The sequence below is a fragment of the Desulfocicer niacini genome, assembly GCF_054657595.1.
In genome coordinates this window covers 60,524-84,470 of sequence record NZ_BAAHYK010000008.1, presented here as the reverse complement: position 1 = coordinate 84,470, position 23,947 = coordinate 60,524, and the positions used below count along the sequence as shown (strand labels likewise).

At 48.1% G+C, this 23,947-nt stretch carries 22 protein-coding genes; 5 read left to right on the top strand and 17 right to left on the bottom strand.

Annotated elements, in window-relative coordinates; all coding sequences use genetic code 11:
* Positions 1-131 precede the first annotated feature (131 nt).
* On the bottom strand, positions 132-1,022 hold the full coding sequence (locus ACYQ2M_RS05950; RefSeq protein WP_459915406.1) for a pseudouridine synthase: 891 nt from the start codon (positions 1,020-1,022) through the stop codon (positions 132-134).
* 337 nt (positions 1,023-1,359) lie between these two features.
* Between ACYQ2M_RS05950 and ACYQ2M_RS05945 the strand changes: the two genes are divergently transcribed.
* The 3 genes from ACYQ2M_RS05945 (at position 1,360) to ACYQ2M_RS05935 (ending at position 5,100) form a co-directional block, all read left to right on the top strand.
* The gene (locus ACYQ2M_RS05945) at positions 1,360-3,339 is read left to right on the top strand and encodes an LTA synthase family protein (RefSeq protein ID WP_459915405.1); all 1,980 of its coding nucleotides are present in this window, start codon (positions 1,360-1,362) and stop codon (positions 3,337-3,339) included.
* Between the two features lie 405 nt (positions 3,340-3,744).
* On the top strand, positions 3,745-3,879 hold the full coding sequence (locus ACYQ2M_RS05940) for a hypothetical protein (protein ID WP_459915404.1): 135 nt from the start codon (positions 3,745-3,747) through the stop codon (positions 3,877-3,879).
* Positions 3,880-3,939: 60 nt separating this feature from the next.
* Positions 3,940-5,100 carry an FAD-dependent oxidoreductase gene (locus ACYQ2M_RS05935; RefSeq protein WP_459915403.1) on the top strand — a complete coding sequence of 387 codons (1,161 nt, stop codon included), beginning with the start codon at positions 3,940-3,942 and terminating at the stop codon, positions 5,098-5,100.
* Positions 5,101-5,217: 117 nt separating this feature from the next.
* Here the strand turns inward: ACYQ2M_RS05935 and ACYQ2M_RS05930 are convergent, their stop codons facing one another.
* From ACYQ2M_RS05930 to ACYQ2M_RS05900, 7 genes are all read right to left on the bottom strand, one after another.
* Entirely contained in the window at positions 5,218-5,448 is a 231-nt protein-coding gene (locus ACYQ2M_RS05930; protein ID WP_459915402.1) for a hypothetical protein, read from the bottom strand.
* Positions 5,445-5,897: an iron-sulfur cluster assembly scaffold protein gene (locus ACYQ2M_RS05925; protein ID WP_459915401.1), complete on the bottom strand. Its 453-nt coding sequence runs from the start codon at positions 5,895-5,897 to the stop codon at positions 5,445-5,447. The genes ACYQ2M_RS05930 and ACYQ2M_RS05925 overlap by 4 nt, the downstream gene beginning before the upstream one ends.
* 75 nt (positions 5,898-5,972) lie before the next feature.
* Positions 5,973-6,857 carry a methylenetetrahydrofolate reductase gene (locus tag ACYQ2M_RS05920; RefSeq protein ID WP_459915400.1) on the bottom strand — a complete coding sequence of 295 codons (885 nt, stop codon included), beginning with the start codon at positions 6,855-6,857 and terminating at the stop codon, positions 5,973-5,975.
* 156 nt (positions 6,858-7,013) lie between these two features.
* Positions 7,014-7,601 carry a lysophospholipid acyltransferase family protein gene (locus tag ACYQ2M_RS05915; protein ID WP_459915399.1) on the bottom strand — a complete coding sequence of 196 codons (588 nt, stop codon included), beginning with the start codon at positions 7,599-7,601 and terminating at the stop codon, positions 7,014-7,016.
* A 727-nt stretch (positions 7,602-8,328) separates the two neighbouring features.
* A complete protein-coding gene (locus ACYQ2M_RS05910; RefSeq protein WP_459915398.1) occupies positions 8,329-8,760 on the bottom strand; it encodes a YqaA family protein in 432 nt (143 codons plus the stop codon).
* A 68-nt stretch (positions 8,761-8,828) separates the two neighbouring features.
* Positions 8,829-10,271 (bottom strand): diadenylate cyclase, encoded by a 1,443-nt coding sequence (locus ACYQ2M_RS05905; protein WP_459915397.1) that lies wholly within the window; start codon positions 10,269-10,271, stop codon positions 8,829-8,831.
* 10 nt (positions 10,272-10,281) lie between these two features.
* The gene (locus tag ACYQ2M_RS05900) at positions 10,282-10,743 is read right to left on the bottom strand and encodes a DUF2914 domain-containing protein (protein WP_459915396.1); all 462 of its coding nucleotides are present in this window, start codon (positions 10,741-10,743) and stop codon (positions 10,282-10,284) included.
* A gap of 421 nt (positions 10,744-11,164) precedes the next feature.
* Here ACYQ2M_RS05900 and ACYQ2M_RS05895 point away from each other — a divergent pair, with 421 nt between their 5' ends.
* Positions 11,165-11,803 carry a hypothetical protein gene (locus tag ACYQ2M_RS05895; protein WP_459915395.1) on the top strand — a complete coding sequence of 213 codons (639 nt, stop codon included), beginning with the start codon at positions 11,165-11,167 and terminating at the stop codon, positions 11,801-11,803.
* Positions 11,804-11,812: 9 nt separating this feature from the next.
* On the opposite strand, the gene ACYQ2M_RS05890 is transcribed toward ACYQ2M_RS05895, so the two are convergent.
* From ACYQ2M_RS05890 to ACYQ2M_RS05875, 4 genes are all read right to left on the bottom strand, one after another.
* The gene (locus tag ACYQ2M_RS05890; protein ID WP_459915394.1) at positions 11,813-12,550 is read right to left on the bottom strand and encodes an RNA methyltransferase; all 738 of its coding nucleotides are present in this window, start codon (positions 12,548-12,550) and stop codon (positions 11,813-11,815) included.
* Positions 12,551-12,643: 93 nt separating this feature from the next.
* Positions 12,644-13,498 (bottom strand): histidinol-phosphatase HisJ, encoded by an 855-nt coding sequence (gene hisJ / locus ACYQ2M_RS05885; protein WP_459915393.1) that lies wholly within the window; start codon positions 13,496-13,498, stop codon positions 12,644-12,646.
* Between the two features lie 100 nt (positions 13,499-13,598).
* A complete protein-coding gene (locus ACYQ2M_RS05880; protein ID WP_459915392.1) occupies positions 13,599-14,867 on the bottom strand; it encodes a radical SAM protein in 1,269 nt (422 codons plus the stop codon).
* A 38-nt stretch (positions 14,868-14,905) separates the two neighbouring features.
* Positions 14,906-16,363: a 30S ribosomal protein S1 gene (locus ACYQ2M_RS05875; RefSeq protein ID WP_459915391.1), complete on the bottom strand. Its 1,458-nt coding sequence runs from the start codon at positions 16,361-16,363 to the stop codon at positions 14,906-14,908.
* Positions 16,364-16,801: 438 nt separating this feature from the next.
* On the opposite strand from ACYQ2M_RS05875, the gene ACYQ2M_RS05870 reads away from it, so the two are divergent.
* The gene (locus tag ACYQ2M_RS05870) at positions 16,802-17,899 is read left to right on the top strand and encodes a tRNA-queuosine alpha-mannosyltransferase domain-containing protein (RefSeq protein WP_459915390.1); all 1,098 of its coding nucleotides are present in this window, start codon (positions 16,802-16,804) and stop codon (positions 17,897-17,899) included.
* Between the two features lie 89 nt (positions 17,900-17,988).
* On the opposite strand, the gene ACYQ2M_RS05865 is transcribed toward ACYQ2M_RS05870, so the two are convergent.
* The 5 genes from ACYQ2M_RS05865 to acsB all read right to left on the bottom strand — a co-directional run bounded on the left by ACYQ2M_RS05865 (position 17,989) and on the right by acsB (position 23,932).
* Positions 17,989-18,768 carry an ATP-binding protein gene (locus ACYQ2M_RS05865; protein ID WP_459915389.1) on the bottom strand — a complete coding sequence of 260 codons (780 nt, stop codon included), beginning with the start codon at positions 18,766-18,768 and terminating at the stop codon, positions 17,989-17,991.
* Positions 18,769-18,801: 33 nt separating this feature from the next.
* On the bottom strand, positions 18,802-19,101 hold the full coding sequence (locus ACYQ2M_RS05860) for a hypothetical protein (RefSeq protein WP_459915388.1): 300 nt from the start codon (positions 19,099-19,101) through the stop codon (positions 18,802-18,804).
* Between the two features lie 162 nt (positions 19,102-19,263).
* Positions 19,264-20,169 (bottom strand): dihydropteroate synthase, encoded by a 906-nt coding sequence (locus tag ACYQ2M_RS05855; RefSeq protein WP_459915387.1) that lies wholly within the window; start codon positions 20,167-20,169, stop codon positions 19,264-19,266.
* Positions 20,170-20,296: 127 nt separating this feature from the next.
* On the bottom strand, positions 20,297-21,637 hold the full coding sequence (acsC, locus tag ACYQ2M_RS05850; protein ID WP_459915386.1) for an acetyl-CoA decarbonylase/synthase complex subunit gamma: 1,341 nt from the start codon (positions 21,635-21,637) through the stop codon (positions 20,297-20,299).
* Positions 21,638-21,718: 81 nt separating this feature from the next.
* Positions 21,719-23,932 carry an acetyl-CoA decarbonylase/synthase complex subunit alpha/beta gene (gene acsB / locus ACYQ2M_RS05845; protein ID WP_459915385.1) on the bottom strand — a complete coding sequence of 738 codons (2,214 nt, stop codon included), beginning with the start codon at positions 23,930-23,932 and terminating at the stop codon, positions 21,719-21,721.
* Positions 23,933-23,947 lie beyond the last annotated feature (15 nt).

Below are 23,947 nucleotides of genomic sequence, written 5' to 3'. Positions count from 1 at the left end.
ATGGTGCCTGCAAGATATTCGAGTATAAAAGCAGGCTTTGCCCGCAACATGGGCCACCCGTCACGGTTGACGGACCAATGGGGGTCAGACTTGTGTTATTGTGCTTTTGACAAGATGTTTAAATTGCTTGCTCATCGGGGATGACAACAGAGCTGACGGTGTGATTCATAGCGCACCTGTCTGCCCGAAATGGGATCACGAAATTCAAGCCTTCCGGCAAGCAGCTGAAGGGGGGCTGAATACGTGTTTTTTTTCTCCGGTAAAAGTTCCGGGTAGTATCGATCATTGAGAATGGGAAAGCCCGATTCTGCCAGGTGCAGACGCAGTTGATGTTTTTTGCCGGTGACAGGCTTTAATCTGAAAATCGCTCTGTTGCCCCAAGAGTGAATCAACGCGATTCTTGATACGGCATTGGCTTGTCCCGGGGCGGCTTTCATTCTGAACCAAGGGGTTCCTCTGATCAGTCGATTTTCCATTGTCCATGTGTCTTTTTCAGGAGCATGTGGGTACTGGGTCACCGCTTGGTAGGTTTTGTCCACCTTGCCCTGCATGAACAGTTCCTGGTAACGGCCCCTGGTTTTCGGGTTCATGGAAAAAAGGACCAGGCCTGCGGTTTCCCGATCGATTCTGTTGATGGGGGAAAGATGCGGGTTGCCTGTTTTTTCTTTTAACCGATGAAGCAGGCACTGGTTTACGTATGGCCCCCCCGGTGTCACAGGAAGAAAATGGGGCTTACACGCCACAAGCAGTTCCCTATTGCAAAACACAATGGTTTCAGTAAAGGGAATGATCTCTTCCTTTAGCACTTCTCGAAAATAATGCAACCTTTTCAGGGGGGTGCAGGGCATGTCCAGGCAAATTGTTTTTCCCTCTTCGGTGAGAACCTTGCCTGATTGAATTCTACGTTTCCAGATATCGGCGTCAATCCCCGGGAATCGCTGTGTCAGAAAATCCACGATCAGGGGATAAGGCTTCTCCATTTTGGGCATGAGAACGGTGGATGGATAAGTAGATATTGCCATGTGCATGCCTCCTTAGGCGTGATGATCTGGTTTTTTATGGGCCACTCGTCGTAATTGTTGGGTGGGGCAACGGGGTCAGGCTTGTGATTTGGCGTTATCGAACACAGCCTGTGAAAAGGCCAAAAGCACCGATAATGCCAGTAACGCAAACCTGACCCCTCGCCAACAAACAGGCGAATATGGGGTGCTGTTCAAATATTTACAATACCAACCCGAATATTAACATTTTTTGGGGGGTAAAATAAGTTTAATCTTCACGCTTTCTTCATGGTGATTCAGCTAAACTGATTTTTTAAGGATCTATATTTAAAAAAATGAGACTGGAGATCGTATCCAAATGCTGAACAAAATCTTTATTACTCCCACAACACGCTTTGCCATGGTTTTTCAGATGGGACTGATTGCCCTTGCCGGTTTTATCTTCCTGAGACTGGCATTTTTTTGTAGAATATGGCACCTTATTAACCATGAAACCCTTGACTGGTTTTATATTTTTGGTCAGGGCCTGGTTTACGATATGGCTTTTATCAGTTATTTTTATATTCCCTTTGTGATGCTATTGCTGGTATTCCCCAACAAATGGGTGGGAGGTATCTTTTTTAGATCCGTATCCCAGGGCATGGGGTTTTTAATATTATATGCCCTTTGCTTTTCCAGCATTGCTGAATGGCTTTTCTGGGACGAATTCGGGGTGCGCTTTAATTTTATTTCCGTTGATTATCTGGTCTATCGTCGTGAGGTAACCGATAATATCCTTGAGTCTTATCCTGTTTTTTGGATATTGCCTATTCTCTTTGTCATAGCCGTGCTGATTGCTTCTGTGGTACGGCCAGCCTTTGTTAAAGCAATGACGGTGAGGGAAAAATTTTCCAGGCGGTTTGTCATCGCCGTCTCCTTGCTGTTAATCCCTGGTGCAGCCTTTCTTTTTCTGGATCAATCCCAGCGGAATCTGTCCGATAATAATTATGTGAATGAACTGGCATCCAATGGGCCTTACCAGTTGTTTGCCGCTTTTCGAAACAACACCCTTGATTACCGGCAATTTTATAAAATCGGGGATGAAAAAATGTTGTCTGCCTGCCTGAAAAAGGAAGTAGTCGGGAAAAATAGCAGGTGTCTTAATGACGATCTGTTCAACGTGTCAAGACATATTCGTGCAAAAGAACGCCCCCGAAAACTCAATGTGGTTCTTATTTCCATTGAAAGTCTGAGTGCAGACTTCCTGACCCGTTTTGGTGAACAGAAAAATCTCACGCCTTTTATGGATCAATGGTTTAAGCAGGGAAAGCTTTTTATAAACTTTTATGCCACTGGGACCAGAACTACCCGAGGACTTGAAGCCATAACCCTCTCCATTCCCCCCACCCCGGGTCGATCTATTGTTAAACGGCCGGACAATAATCATATGTTCAGCCTGGGAAAGGTCTTTAAGGATAAGGGGTATGACACTGCCTTTCTCTATGGTGGACGGGGATATTTCGATAATATGAATGCTTTTTTTTCCGGTAACGGGTATCGCATTGTGGATCAAACCCGTTTGAGAGATGAAGAAGTCAGTTTCAAGAATGCCTGGGGGGTGTGTGATGGCGATTTGTACAGGCGTACCATTGATGAGGCCAACCAGGCCCATGCCTTGCAACGGCCCTTTTTTTTCCATGTCATGACCACCAGTAATCATCGACCGTTTACCTATCCGGAAGGAAAAATAAATCTGCCTCCGGGGGGTGGTAAAACCGGCAGCGGCAGAGCAGGGGGAGTAAAATATACCGATTATGCCCTGGGACAGTTCATCAAAGAAGCCAGAGCGCAGTCCTGGTTTGACGATACCATATTTGTGGTGCTGGCGGATCATTGTTCATCCAGCGCCGGTAGGGTGGGGTTGCCCGTGGAAAAATATCATATTCCTTTGTTTATTTATGCTCCCAGGTACATCGATCCCCAGGAAATCAATACGTTGTCAAGTCAGATAGATGTGGCTCCCACGCTTCTTTCCCTGCTTCATTTTTCCTATGATTCCTTCTTTTTTGGAAATGATATCCTTGCTCCGGATTTCAAACCAAGAGCCTTTATTGCAAATTATCAGAAACTGGGACTTTTGAAGGATAAACAACTGGTTTTTCTGTCTCCCGGACAGAAGATCAGCCTGGTTGACGGTAATTTAAACGTACCAGTTCTTAAAAAAACAACCCTTTCACATCCCTTGGTTAATGAGTTGATGTCTTATTATCAGGGGGCGGATTATATCCTTGTAAACCGGTTGAATCGATGGTCGGAAGGTAAAACAGAATTCACCCTCTCTTCAGTCCTGAAAAAGTGAACCCATTGGCCCTTACGGAGGAAAACTACAGAAAGCAGAAGTAACGTTACTGTGGCGCAATGGTGGCGCTTCTGTACGGTGGTGTCCATGGTCGATTGGATTGTTTGGGTTTGGTCATAATATGGGCCATTTGGGGGAGCGGGCAGGCTTGCGTTATTGGCATTATCGGTGTTTTCGGCGTTTGCACAGGGTATGGCCGATAGCGCCAATAACACAAGGCTGACCCCATTGAGCCAACACTTATGACGAGTGGCCCATGCCATGACCAAGTCCGATTGTTTTTTTCTGTTAAGGGGTGACTTTTATTTTATAATGAGATAATGATCAAAATATGGTATTTCTTTTGCATAGATGCGTTTCCAGGATCACATGTTTTTTTTTATTCAAAAATAAAGGAGACATTGTATGAAAAAAGGAGAAAATCTTGTCATTGTAGGATGTGGTGGTGTCGGCGCACCGGCGGCCATGCTTTCCAGAAAATTGATGCCCGAAGTGAACATTACCCTGATCCGGGCGGAAGATCGATTCATCGTCCGCTGAGCGCTCCCCCACGTCGTGGCCGGTCTGGTCACAGGAGCCTCCATTGTTAATCCGGACACCATGTTTACAAACAATAATATCAAGGTGATCATTGACCGTGTGGAAAAGGTCAACCGGGAAGCGAAAACGGTTTTTTTAAGTGATGGAACCGATATCGCATACGATAAACTGATTCTTTCAACGGGTTCGTCCCCATTTCTTTTACCCATTCCCGGCAATGATCTGGAAGGTGTTTTTACCCTGAGAGCCCTTGTGGACGCGGAAAAAGCACGGGCATACATTGAAAAAAAGGCTCCTAAAAAAGTGTTGTTCATCGGGGCTGGGTTTTTAAATCTGGAAGTGGCCACCCTTTTAAAGGAATCCAATCCTGAATTTTATGAAATAACCGTTGTGGAAGTGCTGGATTATCCCCTGGGCTTGATGCTGGATTCGGAAATGGCCGGCACGGTTCAGGCCAGCCTTGAGGAAAAGGGACTTACCATGTGCATGGGCGAAAAGGTCATTGAAATAATTGGAGCAGACGGTCAGGTCAGCGCTGTCAAATTCGAGTCCGGAAAAACCGTGGTAACCGACATGGTTTTCATGAACGTCGGCTCCCGCCCCAATGTGGAGCTGGCAACAGCGGCAGGGCTTGACATGGGAAAATTCGGCATCAAGGCCAATGAATTCATGGAAACCTCGGATCCGGATATATTTGCTGGCGGTGACTGCATTGATAATTTCCATTTCATCACCAAAGAACCCACCCCCATCCAACTGCGGGGGCCCGCAGTGATCCAGGGACGTCTTATTGCCAAACGTCTGGCAGGGTTTGATCTTCCCTTTCCGGGTCTGCTTGGCAACAGTGCCGTGAAATTGTTTGAAAAACGCATTTCTGCCACGGGATTTACCGAAGAACAGGCAAAATTAAATGGATTTACCCCGGTGTGTGCCACCGTGGATTCAGTGAGCAAACACAGCATGATCCCCGGGGTGCTTCCCTGGACCCTTAAACTGGTATTTGACAAAGATTCCCAGAAACTTCTGGGGGGACAGATCATCAGTGACAGTGACGGACCGGTGAAGGAAATTGACGCCATCAATGCCCTGATCCTGGGGGAAAAGAAAATTGCGGATTTGGTGATGCTCATGTGTGCCGGAAATCCCGATTGTGCATCGGAACCCAGCAAGGAACCCATTACCATTGCTGCGGAGCAGGCCCTTCAGAAAGCAAGGAAATAATCAAGAGCGCCTCAGTTAAACTTAAGACTCTGGGTAAGAAAAGGTCAGGCTTGTGTGATTAACACAAGCCTGACCCCAGCCCAAACTGGCCCATGCAATGACCACCCCTTATTTTGTTTATTTGAAATTTTGCCTGTAGTTTTGCTCATTCCCGGCAAATACTTCAAAATTATGGTCATACAGAAATTGTGAAATGATTTTTCCAGGGCAGCCTGCTGTATCCACGCGAAACATTCCTTTTTTATCTTTGCCCGCGTTTTTTTTGGCATTGGCCAGCACCGTCTGGAGGGCTGTAACAGTGATGTCCAGATTCGCCTGGACCTTTATCATCTCCGGGCTATCATTCATTTGGGCATTTCTTTTTTCCTTGGATCTTCTGTGTAGTATTGTCTCAGGGCTTCCTGAACGGTGCCAGCAGCCAGAAAGGCACAGTGCCTGTCATCTTCTGGTACGTTGCCAAGCTTTGACAGAATCAGTTCCCCTGTGATGTCTGCAAGTTCCTCTGCCTGTCTGCCCATGCTCAACTCTGCGGCAAAGGAGCCGCAGACATTGCTGGAACCGCATCCATCGGTTATGTATGATGCCTGAGAGACGCGATCCCCATCAAATTTGAGATAAATGTCCATGGCGTCCCCACAGTCACCAACGGTGTGTGCGTGGACATCAAAGGCTGGAAGCTTTCCCCGGAATCGGGGGTTCTGCCATCTGTCAAATCCCTTGTCCCCTAGCACATCCCTTGCCTCATTAAAAATTTTTTCCTGGAGATCATCCAGAAACCGATCCAGTTTATCCGTCATTTTGCGTTTACCTGTTTTTTTCGCAATGATTGGGTTGTTTTGCCCCCCGGTTACGGGAACGGGGGCGGGGCTGTTTTATTTGAGCAGCAGACCTTCATCATTCAGGCGCTGGATAATCCGGGTTATGGATGGGGCACGGTTCATGGTGTAAAAATGAAGGGCATCCACCCCATGGGCCAGCAAATCTTTACATTGTTCAAAGGCCACGTCCACTCCCAATGCCGCCACATCCTCAGCTTTTGCAGAGGAAAGGCCATCCAGCTGTTTTTTGATCCCTTCGGGTAGGGTGGAACCACACAGTCTGCACAGCATTTTGGTCAATTTTGAGGTGTAGATGGGCATGATACCGGGGATAATGGGGAGAGTGATTCCAGCAGCCCGGCACTTGTCCACATAGGTGTAAAAGAAGTCGTTGTCGTAAAAATATTGTGCCACCACATATTGCGCGCCGTTGTCCTGTTTAAGCTTGAGGTATTCAATATCCTTTTCAAGGCTTTGGGCCTTTACATGGCCTTCGGGATATCCGGCACATCCCAGTTCAAAATCATAGTGGTCTCTGATGAATTTCAGCATATCCGAGGCATGGGAGAAACTGTCTGGGTGGGGTGTAAAATCGGCATCCCGGGGTTCATCTCCCCTGATGACAAAGATGGTCTCAATGCCCAGTGCTTTGTATCTGTCAAGGACCCTGACGATCTCATCGGGGGCCAGGCCAAACCCTGCCAGATAGGCAACGGTGGGAATGTTTTTTTCTTCCTTCATGAGTTTGACGGCCTGATAGGAGCCTTCCTTGGTGGAACCTCCGGCGCCAAAGGTCATGGACATGTAATCGGGGGACAGTTCGCAGAGGTGGTCAAGAACGGCAGAAAATTCAGTTTCGGCATTGTTGTCCCTGGGGGGGAAGAATTCAAATGAAACGCAGGGGCGGGTCTGATTTTTGTACAATGTGGCAACACGCATGATAGGTCTCCTTTATGGGTTATAACTCTTAATACGCATTGTAAAGTAGACCAGAATGAAAAAAAATCAATGATAAAATGATAAAAAAATAAAAAAGACGGTCCGGGGTCTGACGTCACCCCGAGGTGGCCGAAGGTGCGGTCAGGGGGTGATGGATCAACGGGGAGATATGGCATTCTCGGGATATTTTCCCGTCACCTGGGCATAAAATGCATGGATGATTTTCATGTCAGCGTCAATGTCCCCGCTGGGCACCAGGCTGGAGCCGATGCCCCCTGTTTTTTTTCGATAATCCAGAAAACCTAGGGCAATGGGAATATTAGCGCCATGGGCAATGTGATAAAATCCCGTTTTCCAGCGGCTTACCCGTTTCCGGGTCCCGGAAGGGGGAACCACCAGGGCCAGGGTGTCATGCCGGGCCAGGGTTGCTATGGATTGCTGTACCACGTTGTTGGGGCTGGCTCTGTCAATGGGGATTCCCCCCAGCCATTTAAACAGGCCGGTGAAGGGCTTTTTAAAAATGGCATTCTTTCCCATCCAGTAAACTTTCATTTCCATGGCAAAGGAGACAAGCAGCATAAAAGGAAAATCCCAGTTGGATGTGTGTGGGGCGGCAATGATAACAAATTTGCGATAATTGGGAAGGGTGCCTTTAACCTGCCACCCGGCAAGCTTTAAGATGAGGGTTGAAAGGCGTGGCATGATTGTGTTGAGTAGTGGGGTATCAAAAATTGTATGGGACAAGGGGGCTCCCTGGGTGTTTAAAATGATGGCATACAGGTCATATGCGACCGGGAACTGCAATTGCAGAACGTCTCAGATTGGTAAATATTGGGCTTTGCTCAGTAACAGTTTTGATAGTGCCCCATCTTCACCTGTTTGGGGCTGCGTAGTATACTGATGCAATGTGAGCAGGTCAAAACAGGTGAAGATGGGGTGTTGACCGAATATTTACCCAGGTTTTATGAAATATTTTTGTGGAAAAGTAAAGCTGTCATGGAGATGGGGACAAATCTTTTACAATTTGCCGGAATATGGAAAAACGAATATATGGCAACGCCATTTCACCTCTTCTGGTGCTTGGATATAACATCGGTTAGTAATCATAATTGGCTGCCCTGGGGGATCAAATCCTGTCAAGTTTTATATGAAAAAGAAGGTGCTGAGTACTGGGTGTTAACAGCAACTAGTTTTTCATTATTGGTTGTGGCAGGTGTTTACTGCCACGTATGTTTATATGAAAAGGTAGCCTTCCAGTCTACCTCAGCAGAGCCCCCCCGATGGGCAATAGGAACCGGCCAATTGGGCCGTCTACGGTTCCGGGCCGGGCCCATTGCCCGTCGGGGGGGGGCAGCATGGTAGCATTTTCAATATTCGTTGTGTTCGACAGGACATGTGGGTTTATATGTAAATATTCGGGTTGGTATTGTAACTGTTTGGACAGTGCCCCATATTCGATGGTGTGGTGACCTTATATGACTGTATATCCAATGACGAGGTAACGAAGCAGTTTTCCGGCAGTGACAAGGCTTAAAAAGATAAACCAGTTGATTTTAAGTACACCTGCAACCACGGTTAATGGATCTCCCACAACGGGAACCCAGGCAAACAAAAGCGAAAATACGCCATAGCGGGAAAATCGTTTTCGTGCCGATGCCATTTCCCGTTGGGAAATTTTAAATATCCGCTGCAGTACCACCTGGCTGCCCCAGAATCCCATGGCATAATTCACCATGGATCCCAGCACGTTACCCAGAGTGGCCACGGTTATGGTGACAGTGGGATCATAGTGGTTGGCAAGCAGAAGTACCAGTACGATTTCCGAACTTAAAGGCAGAATGGTGGCTGCCAGAAAGGAAGATATAAACTGCCCCGGATATCCGAATTCCAGAAAAATGTCCATCCCTATCCTTTCCATGAACCTTGCAAAACGCCGTGATGATATGCATTACCTTCTGACAGGAGCGGTCATCACTGTTGGGTTGTCTCTCTGTTGATTACAGTGTAAGTAACCGTCACCGTGTTTTTTTTGTCCGCTACTTTTAAAGAGGAGGGCTGAAGAATAACAGCCACCTCTTGTGTGCCCGAAGTCTGGATGGCATCCAGGGGGATTTTCTCCGTGTACAGGGTGGTGATGGTTTTAAGAATCTTTTGTGGACCTGTCACCGTGATGGTGTCGGGTTCCATCTTTGCCTGGGCAAGAATAAGTGTTTCTGGCAATTTGCCGGTCCAGTTCAACTGAATGGGAAGTTGTCTGGTGATGGTGCCGTCAAGCACCAGGGTCACGCTGGATGGCTCTACTTTTTTCAGATGAATTCCCGGGGGCAGAATGATGTTTTTCCCGGAGACGGTGTAAATATTTTCACCTGCAGAGGCTGCATTGAGTTTCAGCAGTACTTTCACCTGTTGGGGACCCACGGATTTAAGAAGAGGACCCGATCCCGCAAGGTGAATGGTGACAGTATTGGTGGAAGATTCTATGATTTCAAAGTCTTTTTGAACATCGGTGTACTCCAGTGGTACCTCAATGGTTTTAAAACTTTCCCGCCCCCGGGACAGGCCAAACCAGATACCGATGACAAGGGTCAGGCACACAAGGGCTGAAGTGCCGTATTCAAACAGATCCTTCCACAGTGCGGAATCCCTTTTTTTCCCTTTACCGGAGTGCCCTTCAATGATGCTTTTCAGCTGGGTGATGTTTCTGACATCTTTGATTTCATTGCCCTTGACAACCGTCACATGGCCCGACTCTTCAGAAACGATGATGACCAGGCAGTCGGAACACTCCGCAAGCCCCACCCCAGCCCGGTGACGGGTACCATATCTGTTGGGAAGATCCCTGCGACGGGAAAGGGGCAAAATGACTCCCACCCGGGAAATGCGATTTCCTTCAATGATAATGGCCCCGTCGTGTACGGGATTTTTATCCCAGAAAATACTTAAAAGCATTTCCTGGGAAAGCTTGCCGTCCCAGTCAATGCCGCCCTGGACAATTTCATTGATGTCCTTGTTGTTGGGGAACACCATCAGTGCGCCTATTTTATGGTTTCCCATGTGAAAGGCACTGTGGGCAATGATATCCATGGGGGTGATGTCCTTGCGGGAAGGAAACCCCCATAGAAATGTCTTGAGATTTCTGGCCTGGAATACAGAGGCAATTTCATCTCTGAATACGATGATTAGAATCAGTGCTGCGGTGGCGATGAGTCCCTGGATGGCCCAGCTTGTCACCACAAGACCTGCGAAAAGTGCCCCTCCTTTTAAAAGCCACAGAATCAAAACCACCGGCATGACCCGGATAAGCCGTGATCCTCTGAAGAGTACATAGAGTCTGAAAAGGATAAATCCGTTTAAGCCGATGTCCACAAAATCCTGCCACCGGAGGCTGAGTATGAAGGTCATGGCATCCGTCATGATGTTCCCTTTAATCTGATATACTGAATCGTAAGCGTTGGAGAAGGGTATCGTCTTTGTCTGTTATCTCTACATACCAGGGGCCCCTGTCGGCCATGCGAAGCTGCATGCTGCTGATGGTGGACCATTGGGGGGGATTGATCGTCAGCCGTTTCCTGGAAACCAGGCGGTCCATTTGAAACCATTTGTGGTAAATATGGGTGGTGTCACCGATCTGATCAAAGGTCGTAAAGCAAAAAACCTTACCAAGGTCAATTGAAAAGACAATGGCGGGATTCTGGGGTTTGAAATTATCAATGGATTCACACATCACAGCCTGGGTCAGTATCAGGGACGCAGGGGTAACTTCCTGAACTTCACCGGTCCGGGCAGGAGTGCCGTAAAACAGAAGACTTATGGGTATGATAAGCAATATTAATCTTAATGGATTCATGGATTTCAGTGTATAGAAGTTTGAGATTTTTTCAAGCAAAAAGTATTCCGTCCTTGTACTCGTGTGGGTACTAACGTCGTACCCCCAATCAGAATCAACTGTCATTTTTTTTGTATTGAATAATTCGTGAAAAAGTTTTATAAAAAACAGCATGCTATCTCTCAATGTTAGGTTTTGATCATAAGATGGTCCATGCGTTATAATTTGCGGGCCAAGGGGGTCATCCTTGTGTTATGGAAGGCTGAGGTTTTTATCAGGCTTCATGCGTTTGACAATTACCTGTGTCTTAAGGTCTTTTTGAATAAAAGCGTCAGTAACCCAAGCCCGCCCCCTTCCCAAAGTGGCCCAGATTGTGATCAGGCCCGCTAAGAAATGGCTTACAATGTGATCAAGTATGATATTAGCATGTCATATTTTTTTAGTTTAACCCATAAAAATAAAAAACAGGAACTCCCTGCCCATGAAAATCGAAATTAAAATTGAAGCGGACAAAGAGGCACTTGAACGAATTCAAAAACAGTTAGGTGCGGTTGCTTCAGGGGTCAACAACGTTGTGAAATTTTTTGAACAGTTTGAATTCAGTTTAAAAAACAGGTCTGAATCCAAAGTCGTTGAACAGTCACCGGAAAACCTTTCCGGGGCGGCTGATAAAACTATTTCAGAGCAGGAAACCGTAACAGAGCAGGAAACACCGAGTGATGAGCCAGGAGACACGAATTCGGCTCCAGACTCTGTCCCGGTGGCGGCATCATCCGTTAAAACCGTTGTGACCGATACCAATATTCCATCATCGGATGGAGATGATATCTCCCCTGCAAAGCCGAAAATTGTGCCGAAAAAAAAATCCGGGCCAGCCAAGACGGTTACACGTAAAACAAGAAAGACTCCCAAGGCCGGGACCGTTAAGAAATCAAAACCCCGGGTGACTGCCCAGGACATGGTTTTACGCCACATAAAAAAAAGTAAAAACGGCCTTGATTCCACACTCCTTCAGGCAAAAACAGGATTCAGTGCCAAAAAAGTCGCGGATGCAGTGTATCAACTTAAGAAAAAAGGCCTGATTGAGAAAAAAGAAAAAGGACTCTTTGTGCTATTGTGATGTTCTGGATCAGGCTTTTTTACGTTGTTCCTCAATCCAATCTATGCGGCTCATTAATCCCCGGATGATATTGACATCCCGTTCGCCAAGACCGGCCCGGCTGAAGATTCTTCTGAAGGTTCTCAACAGGTGATCGGGATTCTGGGGGTCTAGGTAATCAATGCCACAAAGGGTATTTCTCATGTGGGCGTACATCTGCTCTGTGAGGGCCATGGTGGCAGGTTTTGGCTGGTTGCTCGTTGTCGTGCGTACCGCCGACTTCATGGCTTTTGAGATCTCATAGAGAAAAAGGGTCAGGGCATGGGACAGATTCATGGAAGGGAATGAATCCTCCGTGGGAATGGTGATGAAATCATGGCATAGGGATAACTCTTCCGTGGTCAGTCCATTGTCTTCCCGCCCAAGGACAAGGGCACATCGAAACGAATTAGAAAGACCGGCTATCTTTTTCCCGGCGGTGTCGGGGGTGAAGAAATTTTTTCGATATTTTCCAAATCGTCGGGTGGTGCCAAAGGCCACATGACAATCTGCCAGGGCATCTTCCAGGCTGTCAAAAACCCTTGCCTGCTCCAGCATGGGCTGGGCGCTTAATGCCATTTTTCGGGCTTCAAGACCCTTGTATTCCCTGCAGGGGGTTACCAGTCTGAGGTCTGAAAAGCCAAAATTCATCATGGTCCTGCAGGTTGAGCCCACATTCAGGGGCCCCTGGGGTGCCACAAGCACCACGGTGAGATGATCGTATTTCATAGGGTTATCGTATCCAGGATAAGGGTTACCGGGCCGGTGTTTGCAAGGCTATTGTTTATCATTGCCTGGAATTGACCGGTGTGGTTGTAACGTTTACCAGTTGTACATTCTCGGAGGGGACCAGGAATGGGTTCTGCCGCCAGCGTTTTTTAACTGTTCCAGGGCCAGGGGCATGTGGTTGCCTACATCGCATACCCCGTGGGAATCATCCCCGGGAAGAACAGGGATATTCATATCCAGGGCTTTGTGAAGAATGGATTTTGACACATAGGGTTCCAAGGCCCCTTTTTTTAAGGCACGCAGATTGAAGTCCAGCGCCGTTCCAAGGTTTTTTATGCATGTAAGGTTCCGGAGGATGCATTGCCATATCTCCGGCTTTTTCAATCGTGTCTCATAGTCAGCATCAAAAATCCGGATCAGATCAAAATGACCCGCCACGGCGGGTTTCAAGGTGCAAAGCATGTTATACTGCAGGTCAAAGTAGCGGCGGTAAAGTGCATCCATCCCCCCCATGGCCCGGGCTGCAGCCTGGTACATCTGACTTGAATAATCAATGCACTGATCGTCCACATGGTGGACGGATCCCACCACATAATCGGGCTGGAAACGTTGAATAAGCTCCTGAATATAGGATAGGCAGCCGTTCCAGGTCTCGGTTTCAAATCCCACAAATACTGTCAGTTTCTCCCGGTATTTGGCCTGGAGTTGTCGGCAGTGATTTATATAGCGGGCAAAGCGTTCCTGTAGAAAGGCAGCAGAAACAGCTTTTTCGATTTCATCGGGATATCGCAGGAGGTCAGTGGGCGGAGGCACATGTTCGGTTATACCCACCCAGGCAAACCCAAGCTCAATGTATTTTTCAATGATATCTTCCAGGCTATCCCGGGCATGCTCGCAAAAGTCTCTGCTGTGCCCGCCATGGACAGATACCCAATTTGTCTTTTTCATGAATTGTCCCATATCACATATGCACAAGATTGAAAAGAACCCGGGGGGGGATGAAAAAAATAAAGTTCCGAGCAGGGCATGTGATTAATCCGGTGCCGGGTTATAGCCGCTGGATAATGTACAGGTACGTGGGCAGTCGACTGAGTCTTTTTAATTCATTGAACTGAAACAGCACAGATCTTGAAGGCGCATTGATGCGAAGGGGTGACAGATAAATGCTTCCCTTGTCCCGGGGTCTGTCAATTTTGTCCCGCACAAGGGAAAGAAAGGATGGATAATGGCCCTTGGGAAGGCCGTCATCCATGATGAAGTTGGCGGTGATTTCAATGCAGCTGAACCGTCGGTTGATATCCTGCATTTTGTCAAAGGCGTTTATCACCTGCTTGACAAGGATGGGTTTGCCGATGCTGTCCAGGGTTTCCTGATCAGCGGATTCAAGACCGATGTTGAGGTGGGTAAGATACCCGGAGCTGTTGAGCTGTTCAAACAGACGGGGGGGAGCATTTAAAAGGGAATCAACGCTTCCGAATAGAAACAGCCGGGGGGTTTTCATATAGGCATTTTCAAGATCAAAGGCCTTGAAAGCTTTGGTTACGGAATAAAGAATGGTATCCGGATCGGCGTTCAGGGCATCATGTTCTCCCAGGAAAATGCCGTTGTGATTGATGATGTCCCTGGCATAAAGATCTTTCAATTGTTGGATTTTTATGTCAATATCAGCCTTGGAAACCACGGAAAACGGCTGGTCAGTTTTCACCCGGCAGAATCTGCATTTGTAAATGCAGCCATGGGATATGGTCAACGGGATGATATCATAATCCACATGTCGGGCATCCGGGGGGATCACCGTGATGCGCCCATCGCTGATATTAAACAGATTCCTGGCTTTGTCTTCAAGCTTTTCAGGTGTGTTGGCCACAACCCTTTCCAGAAATTCCTGTATAACGGGCCGTGCATGGGTAACCTGTGATTTCACAGCCTGAACCCTGTCATGCCATCCCTGGGTGATACGCATCACCGAAGGTGTCTTAAGGGGTTTCCCCCCCAGAAGTGAATTGGTGGGGTAGGGTAGGTTGGGCAGGTAGTACTCACCGGTGGCTTCAAATACACCGGCATATCCACCTGTGGAATAATAGATCCAGTCATTACCCATGCTTCGTTTCAACCATTCGGTGGGTTGAATCCACGCGCTGTCCTTACCCCTGGCCCGGACAATTTCATGGTTGCAGTTGAACTGAAGCACGGCATCTCTGGTTTCAATTTCAGAATAGATGCCGTACTTGAGGGGGTAACTGATTTTGATATAGGTGTCTGCCCCGGGTTTATCAAGGGTTATTTTATAGTTCGTATCAGTGAAAATTTCCGTCATGATCGAAGATTGCCCATGCACTGCGGGTGGTGCAGGTATTATTTTTTGCTTTTTCCCATGGCTTCCATTAATAGACTGCCCATGGTGCCAAGGCTCTTTTTTTCCGGGGTGATAAAGGGTTTCCAATTGTCTTTTTCCCGGAGATCCGTGGGGGACAGACTGATCCTTCTGGCATCCTCGTCGACATTTTCCACCACCAGAGAAACGCTGTCTCCGGGTTTTAATCTGTCAAAATCGGCGGCGGTGGCGGATTTTCCCATGAGGGATGCGGGAAGAAGCCCTGTGACACCGGGTTCAAGATTGATGAACAGGCCGAAATTTTCTCTTTTTTCCACGGTGCCGTCCACGGGTTGACCGGGCTGGTATTTTGTCGTGACGCCTGCCCAGGGATCATCCAGGGCATCTTTCATGCTCAAAGAAATGCGTTTCTGATCCGGCAGGATTTCCTTTACCACCACCTGGATCATCTCCCCCTGGGACACGGCATCTTCTGCTTTGATAATGCGACGGGTGTGGCTCATTTCACTTAAATGGACCAGACCGTCAATGCCCGGCTCAATTTCCACAAAGGCACCAAAGGGTGCCAGGCGGACCACCTTGCCCGTGAATTGATCCCCGGCTTTGATGGTGTCCACCGCTCTTTCCCAGGGATCAGAAGAGATCTGTTTGAGGGAAAGTGAAATTTTGGGGCTGTCCTGATTGTCACGGGCTTCAATTTTCAGAATTTTCACGGTGACGGTTTCATCGGGGGAGAGCACTTCCTCGGCCTTGTCCACCCGGGACCAGGACAGTTCTGAGATATGGGCCATGCCTTCCACGCCGGGGGCAAGCTCTATAAAGGCCCCATAGGGCATTAGTTTTACCACCCGTCCCTGGCAGGTGTCTCCATCCTTGATTTCCTTTAAAAATGCGTCTCTTGAAGCCTTGATTTCCTGGTTGAGCAGATCCCTTCGAGAAACCACAATGTTTCGCCCTGATTCGGAAAAACGGGTGATGATGAAGGTTAGCTGCTGCCCCACATAATCTTCCGGGGTTTCAACATATTTTGTGTCTATCTGGCTGACGGGGCAGAAGGCTCTTTTACCCATGATATCCACACTGAATCCACCTTTGATGGTCTCGGTTACTTTCCCTTCCACCGGGGTTTTATTATAGGCGGCTTCTTCAAGGAGTTCACTTGTACCTGCCCCGGAAAGGGCTTTGGACAGGATGATCTCACTTTCATTCATGGAGACCACAAAAAGTTCCAGGGTGTCTCCCACGGCAACGGGCAGTTCACCGTTTTCATCCAGGAGTTCTGCTTTCTCAACAACGCCGTCACTTTTAGATCCTGTGCTGACATAGACACTGTTTTTACCGATGGCAATTATTTTTCCCTGAATTTTATCACCCTGTTGAACATCATGGCTGATGTCCGAACCAAAGGCTTCAAAAAGTTCGGCAAAGCTCTCCTCTTTGTCGCCGGATACTTCTTTTTTTTCAACATCGTCTGTCATTACATATGCTCCTGGGCAAATTTTTTTGTAAAACGAAAACTTGATCATCAAGTAAAAGTAAAAAAAATGGCATCTGCTGTGACTTATGCCATTCCGGTGTGTTGCTGAAAGTTTTTCCCCGGAAGATGGCGGGTGAAAGCAGATTTTAAAATTGTCAGTGGGTACAATCTCAATCCTTTGTTTAATACCCTCTCCAGCTGTCGGTGTAAAGTTAAAAACAATTGTTTTACTTACTTTTAAAAATCTGGAATCAATGCAATGATCTACTCTTTTGATGCCTTAACTGTGAAATAAAGATAGCTTGGCCAGCATAATCTTCTTCAAGGCACATTCCTATCACGATTAAGCACAGAGGGATCCGTCTTGTGTTATGGGCATTTTAAACAGCATCTGGAATGCTATGGTGTTTTTGAATCAGGATTGTAAGGAAAAAAATAAATGAAGATTTTATTCATGGAGCCTTTTTTCGGCGGATCTCACAGGGCCTTTGCAACTGGATGGCAGGCCCATTCCCGGCATGAAATTGAGCTGTTGACCCTGCCGGACCGTTTCTGGAAATGGCGCATGCGTGCAGGCTCCCTGCAATTTTTGGCACAGAAAAAAAATTTTGACTCCTATGACGGCATCATCACCACTGATATGATGAACCTTGCCGATTTTATGGGCCTTGCAAAAAAGCCCCTTCCTCCCTGTCTTGTGTATTTTCATGAAAATCAGATGTCTTATCCACCATTCCCAGGAAAAAAGATGGATGAATCCCTAGCCATAACCAATATCACCACGGCCCTTGCTGCCCGTCGTATTGTATTTAATTCCAGTTTTCATCAAAGCGCATTCCTGTCAGGCGTGTCCGAATTTTTAAAACAGGTGCCCGATGGTGGGATAAATGATTGTAAAGATGATCTTCTTGCAAAATCTGTGGTGTGCTATCCCGGATGTCAGGTGCCTGACCATGATATTGCCCTGAAGGATTTCAGTTTAAATCCTCCTTTGATTATCTGGAATCATCGCTGGGCGTATGACAAAAATCCAGGTCCTTTTTTCAAGGCATTGAAAATTTTAAAAAATAAAAAGATTGCATTTCAACTGGCATTGCTGGGGGAGACTGGGCCTGCTGTGCCCAAGTCCTATCATGCTGTCCGGAAATTTTTTAAAGAAGAACTGGTTGCCTTCGGGTATGCCAAGTCCAGGCAGGAATATGAGAACTGGCTGCGCAGGGGAAATATTGTGGTCAGCACTTCCGAGCAGGAAAATTTTGGTATTTCAGTGGTGGAGGCGGTGTCAAACGGGTGCTTTCCCGTGCTGCCCCATCGTTTGTCCTATCCTGAAATCATACCCGTACGTTTCCATGATGATGTGTTTTATCACAACTATGACACGCTTTGGAAGATGCTTGAAAATATGCTTCTCAATCCCCGGCGGTTTGATTCCATGGGAAAGGCACTGGCAAAGGAGATGAGGCAGTATGCATGGCCCTCTGTGATTGAAAGCCTTGACACACAGCTCGATATGCTGTGTGGAATACCTGAACAATAAACAAGAACAACCCCAAAGCCTTGAGCTGAGGGGTTGTTGACTTGAATATTCCATGAGCTTTTTTTGATGTATTGTTGAGTCCTGCGGGGTCAGTGCATTTCCATGAATTTGCGGGCAATGTTCATCAGCGCTGTGGGTGCGGTGGAAATGTCTTCATAGGGACGGACCCCTTTTCTGTCCGCCATTAAAATTTCATCCATTTCCGGCAGAAAACCAATGATTTCAAAATCAGGCAGTGATTCCCGGATCAGCTGTTCGTCCGCCGGTGACCCCACACGGTTTCCAAGAACCACCACTCGTTTGATGCCGATATCCCGGCCCAGCTTTCGTATTTTTTCCGCCGCCACCCGGCTTCGTTTTCCAGGATTGACCACCACCACCAGGGCATCCATGGAACCTGAAGTCCCCCGGCCCAGATGTTCCACACCGGCTTCCATGTCCATGATTACAATTTCATTTCTGGCCAGCACCAGATGGTTCATTAAAGCTTTTAAAATAGTGCTTTCCGGGCAGATACAACCGGAGCCGCCGCTCTGAACTGTACCCATGACCAGCAGTTTAACACCGTCCCGTTCCAGTGAAAAGCGGTCGGGGATATCATCCACCTTGGGGTTGAGGGTGAAAAATCCCCCCATGGTCCCTGGTTTTGCGCCGGTACGCTCTGCAATGAGGTCGGATAGCTCGGAAATGGGGGTGATGGGTGTTTCTTCAGGGATCCCCAGCCCGGCGGCCAGATTGGCCACAGGGTCCGCATCAATTGCAATGACACTGTTGCCTGCATCCAGGTGCGCCATGCACCGTGCAAGAAGAGAAGTGATGGTGGTTTTACCAACGCCGCCTTTACCACCGATGGCAAGTTTTAGACTCATTTTCTGTTTCCCTTGTTTCCCGGCAGGTCCCGGTTAGATTAATTCCTGTTTGATACGGCCTTTATCGTCCATAAGAAAAACTTTAAAATTGTTTTTCCGGGCCTGGTCTAGCAGGTCCTCCTGAAGGATGGCATGTACTTCATATTTATGTTTCATGATATCCTTTGGCATGATCATAAAACAGGCATGGGCCTCATCCCGGCTGACAAAGGTGGGAACAAAGGGTTCAGCGTTTTGGTCGGTGGTGTACCCCATGAGTTCTTCTCCGGGAGTTCCAGGGTTTTGCACCACCACATGAACCCATTTATTTTTAATCGTTTTATCTGGTTTCATAAAATTCCCAAAAAGTAAAAACGGGCTTGGTTTTAACTTCGGCCACCCTGACAGCAGCGGAAGGCTCTCCACCCCACAAAGTGGACGAAGTTAGAACCAAGCCCGTAAATACCTCACCCCTTTTGGGGGGAGAGGCCTTGTCTTACATGGTCAGAAATGGGATTACAGCTCAAGCCATGAATCTGAATAAAGGGTGTTGCCCAGAATTACATTTACGGTTTTGGCGTAATCGGCCAGTTCTTTGCTCAGGCTTGCCATATCCGGCTGAGTTCCATCCATGATGCCATACACAAGGTCGATTATTTCAGGATGTTTCCCCTTGGCAATGGCTGTCAATTTTTCATCCAGGGGATCGGAAATAACCGATGCCATGCCGTATTTCTGCAGCATTACCATATACGTCTGGTTCAGGATGGGTCTCAGGTGATTTGGCGGACCATTGGAAATGTTGGACAGACCGCAGGTGCTCTGGGCACCGGGAGCGATGTCCTGAAGCATTCCCTGGAACTCCATGAGGCTGATGGCCTGGGGCTGCTGGATGTTCACCGGGGTAACAATACCGTCCACCCAGATTTTTTCGTTGGGAATGCCAGCTTCATTGGCAAAGTAGAGCAGTTCCACGGCAAGGGCAGCACGTTCGTTTTCATCCCTGGGAAGTCCTTCAGGTCCCCACATCAATGCCACAAAATCAGCATCATACTTGGCTGTCATGGGCACCATTTTTTCATATCTTTCAGGACGTGCCATGATGGAGTTGACAATGTGTGGCTTGTCGGCGGGTTTGGCCACTTTAAGACCGGCTTCAATGGCGTCGATGTTTGATGAATCAAGCAAAAGGGGCATGCCGGGAACGGCTTCCTGGACAACGTTGACCACCCATGGCATCAGCTCTGTACCAAATTTTTTTGCAGGCCCAAGGTTAATGTCAATGTAATCCATGCCCTTTTCTTTCTGCATGATGACTTCTTTCTGAATGGGCTCGGGATTCCGTTTGGCAGGATCCGCCTGTTTGAATTCCTTCCCGATGACAGTGGAAATTACATTCAAGCTTTCTCCGAAAAGTATCATAATCTTTTCCTTTCAGGTCTAAAGTTTTTTATGGGTTAAAAATAGCGGGTGATAATGAATGTTCAGAATATATCGAAAGGGAGAAAAAAGATAGCAGGATTTTCCCCCCCTCTATTTTATTTGGGCATTATCTGTTTTTAAGAAATGCCGGCAGGTGAGCAGCTTCCCTTGGTCCAACGGTGATGGTCCAACCGGGAAGTTCTTCTTCCACATCACCGGCAATGGCTGCTGCATATCCGGGGATAATCAGCTCGGTGTGTTTCACCTTATCCATGATACCACATTTTTTAACGAACATTCCCACATCATCACCGCCAAACTTACCAGCAGCCCAGGCCGTGAGAACAGAGAGACCTTCAGAATCCTTGATGAGCAGCCAGCAGGGAACCTTGCTGCCTTCAATTTCACCGGATACGATGAAGTAGGTAAGGGCAAAGTTGGTGGTGACCACAACCGGGGAGTTCTCATCCGGGTTGCCGATTTCAAAGATGCCTTCGGTTACTGTCATGGGACGTTGGGGATCTGTAAAGATATTGAGTCTTTCCAGAAGCAGTGGAAACAGGGATTCTGTTGTGAAGTCGGACATCACAACGATGCCGCCGTATTTTGCCACAAACATGGCGGCAATAACGGTTTCCATGTCAAGGTTGGAGGCCATTTCACAGGGAAAGGTTATGGTGGGAAAGCCCAGGGCTTTGTTGCCGGCCTTGAGGGCGGCACGACGGATACCCACCTGATCTTCCAGGGCCTGCTTGATCTCTCTTGAGCCTGAGTCAATGACCAGATCTTTGAGTCCCATGCCGGTGAGTTTTTCAGTCAGGGGCATCAGGGCTTCAACAGAATCTGCCTTTACCGCCAGGGGCAGGTCATTTTCTTTGGCCAGGGCACCCATGGCATCGACATTGGCTTCTGTTGCCGCATAGAGCAGAGGACGTTTGAAACCGGCAGCTGCAACACCTGCCTTCATGACATCCATATCTTCGGTCATGAGCACCAGATTAAACTCTGAGGTTTCTGCAATGCATTTTGCCGTTGCAGCAAAGGCATCAGCGCCGGCACCGGCATCTTTTACCACTATAAGTTCGGGTCTCAGATTCAATCCCACCCGTTCATACTGAAAGGCATTGTAGGCTTTAAGCTTTGTTTCAAGATCTGCTGCAGCCACATCAGATGCCACGGTGGCAGCAAGGATGGTGGGATTGAAGAAGGTTTTTTCATGTCTGTAAAGAACGGTTTCTCCACCGGTTGAGGTCTGTCGAACGCCCTTGCCCAGTTTTACGGGGCGGATGGGAGGTGCAGAGGCTTCCGCCAGTTTTTCCCTTGCTTCGTCGGACACATAGGGGCAGCTGTCCAGTTCAGCCTTGCCCGATGCGAGGTTCATGGCAAATGCAAGGCAGGTGGGCACGCCACACTCCTTACAGTTTGTCTTGGGAAGGAGTTTGAAAATCTGAATACCGGTTAATGCCATTGTTCTCTCCTTTTTTCATAAAATATGGGTGTCCATGGAGCTGTACCCGTTTAACGGCACAACTCCATGGTTGTCAGTTGATTAACCAATCAGGGGTTCCATGCTCATTGCAGGATGTCCTTTCTCTTCGAGGAAGGGGAGAATCTCCTCTTCGGTGATGCCGACAGTCTCATCGGCAATCTTGTCATAGAGATCGGGTACGCCCATGGCCTCGCCTCTGGCAACGATGCGATCCTTGAGCTCTTCCTTGAGCATCTTGGGCATCCATACCATTCTTAAAAGCCCACCATCACCAAGGATGAATTTACCCTGGGTGATGTTGTGTTTGGAATGGCCCACAAAACCCGGGGAAGAAGCGCCACCGCCCATGACACCGGCCAGGGTGGTAAACTTCATGCCGCAGGGGGTATCGCCTGCATAATCACGACCAACGGTCATGACGCCGTTACAGGAGGGCAGCATGGCGGCGATGCACTCGCAGCAGCCACAGGTGGTCATGGGATCGTGTACCATGGAGTAGAAGTTGTAATGGGTAACCGCACCACGGGAAGCCTTGTTGACAAAGTCATTTACACCCTTCCACTGACCCAGCTTGGGATCAATGCACTCACCCTTTTCAATGGGCTGGTTGGGACCGGTGGGGTTGATTTCAAAGGCGGCCCGGCAGTCCATCCAGTTATATGCGCCACACAGCCCGGTTCTTTCTGGGCTTACGGAACAGACATGGTTGGGTGCAAAGGACTGGCACAGCGTACAGGAGTAGAAAGTTTCCACATCCTCGTCGGTCATGGAGTCAACGCGGGAGTCACGGGCCAGATAGTTTTCCCGTGCCGTGGCCGTCATTTTATCCACATCTTCTGTGTTGGTGTACAGGGTCACCTGGACCTTATCCACGATTTTCTGGAAATCCTGGTGGAACTTGGCATAGAGCACGGTACCGATGTGTTTCAGGCTGAAGCCCTTTTCCATGGCGGCCTTGGAAACCCGGACCCAGGAGATATCGCGCTGTCCAATGTGCATGATGCCCTGGATGTAGTTGACCAGATGATGGATCTGACGCTCCATGATGGGCTCAAAATCTTCCTGGAACTCACGACCGGCAATCTGTACAAAGATGCCAAGGGGGAAGGTTTCGCCTTCTTTAAGATCCGTGACATCGGGACCTTCCAGAATAACCTTGCCGTCTTCAATCTCGTTCATCTCTGCTTTTTTCACAAGCTCGGTGCACTGGGTCTTACCGCCGCCGCACTGTACATGGAGATCGGCGCCGCGGACGCGCTCACCCTCAAAGGCGGGACCAAAGGCCATGGGAATGTCGATTTCCGTGACGTTAACCTTGAGACCACGGGTTTCAATGGACTTTTGGCACATCTCGTCGTGGGGAACATTGGTGACCACATGCTCGTAGGTACAGATACCCGTGGGCAGGATCTGCGGGATGTCGGTGTCGGCCAGGGTCGGGAAACCCCAGTTGACGCAACCGGCAGCTGCAACGCCCCATTCGGTTCCGATATCACCAAGGGCGTTTACAAAGGCAAAGATTCTCTCTTTGTTGTACATGAGGATCTTTTTGTGATCGCCGGGCTGAACACCACCAAATGCCATGGCTGCCCTGTTGGCAAAACCAAGGGCAAATACAGCTGAGGAAATGTCAGGACCAAAGGGAACAATACGGGTGTTCCATCCCACCTGAACGCCTGCTTCAATCAGCTGCTCAATGACGGTCTGGCCATTGTGGTTGGCGGCGCAGAAGATGTAAAGACTCTTTTTCTGGTAGTCTTCCACGATCATCTTGGCAATTTCCGGGTTGGGAGCAGCACCAACGATGGCGGCAAAGCCAGGTGCAGAGCCATCCACAAATTCAACACCCCTTTTTCTCAGGATGGTGTCATCGGCGGGACCGGTCCAGATTTTTCCAGCGTCCAGATCGGGATCTTCATGGGGATAGTAGAAATCGGGATCTGAAACGGTTCTTAAGGCTTCCTTGATCTCATAGGCGATGATACCGGCCATACCGGCATCAAGGAGGGGCCCAAGATAGGGAAGGTGATTTTTACTTTTTACATGGGGGGGCAGAAGTCCCCTGGCAAAGGCCAGCGGTTTCTTGATATCTTCCAGGGTCTGAACTTTAAGTCCGGTCAAGGAATAAATGACCGGAAGAAAATAACCTGTGTTGGGAAATTCAACTTTGGTATCTGCATTGTAGGTCTGAAGCGCTTTGTTGTAAAGACCTTCAACCTCTGAAACGACTTTATATCCACCTTGAATAGCTGCAAATGCTATTAATTTTGACATGTCTTCCTCCTTCGT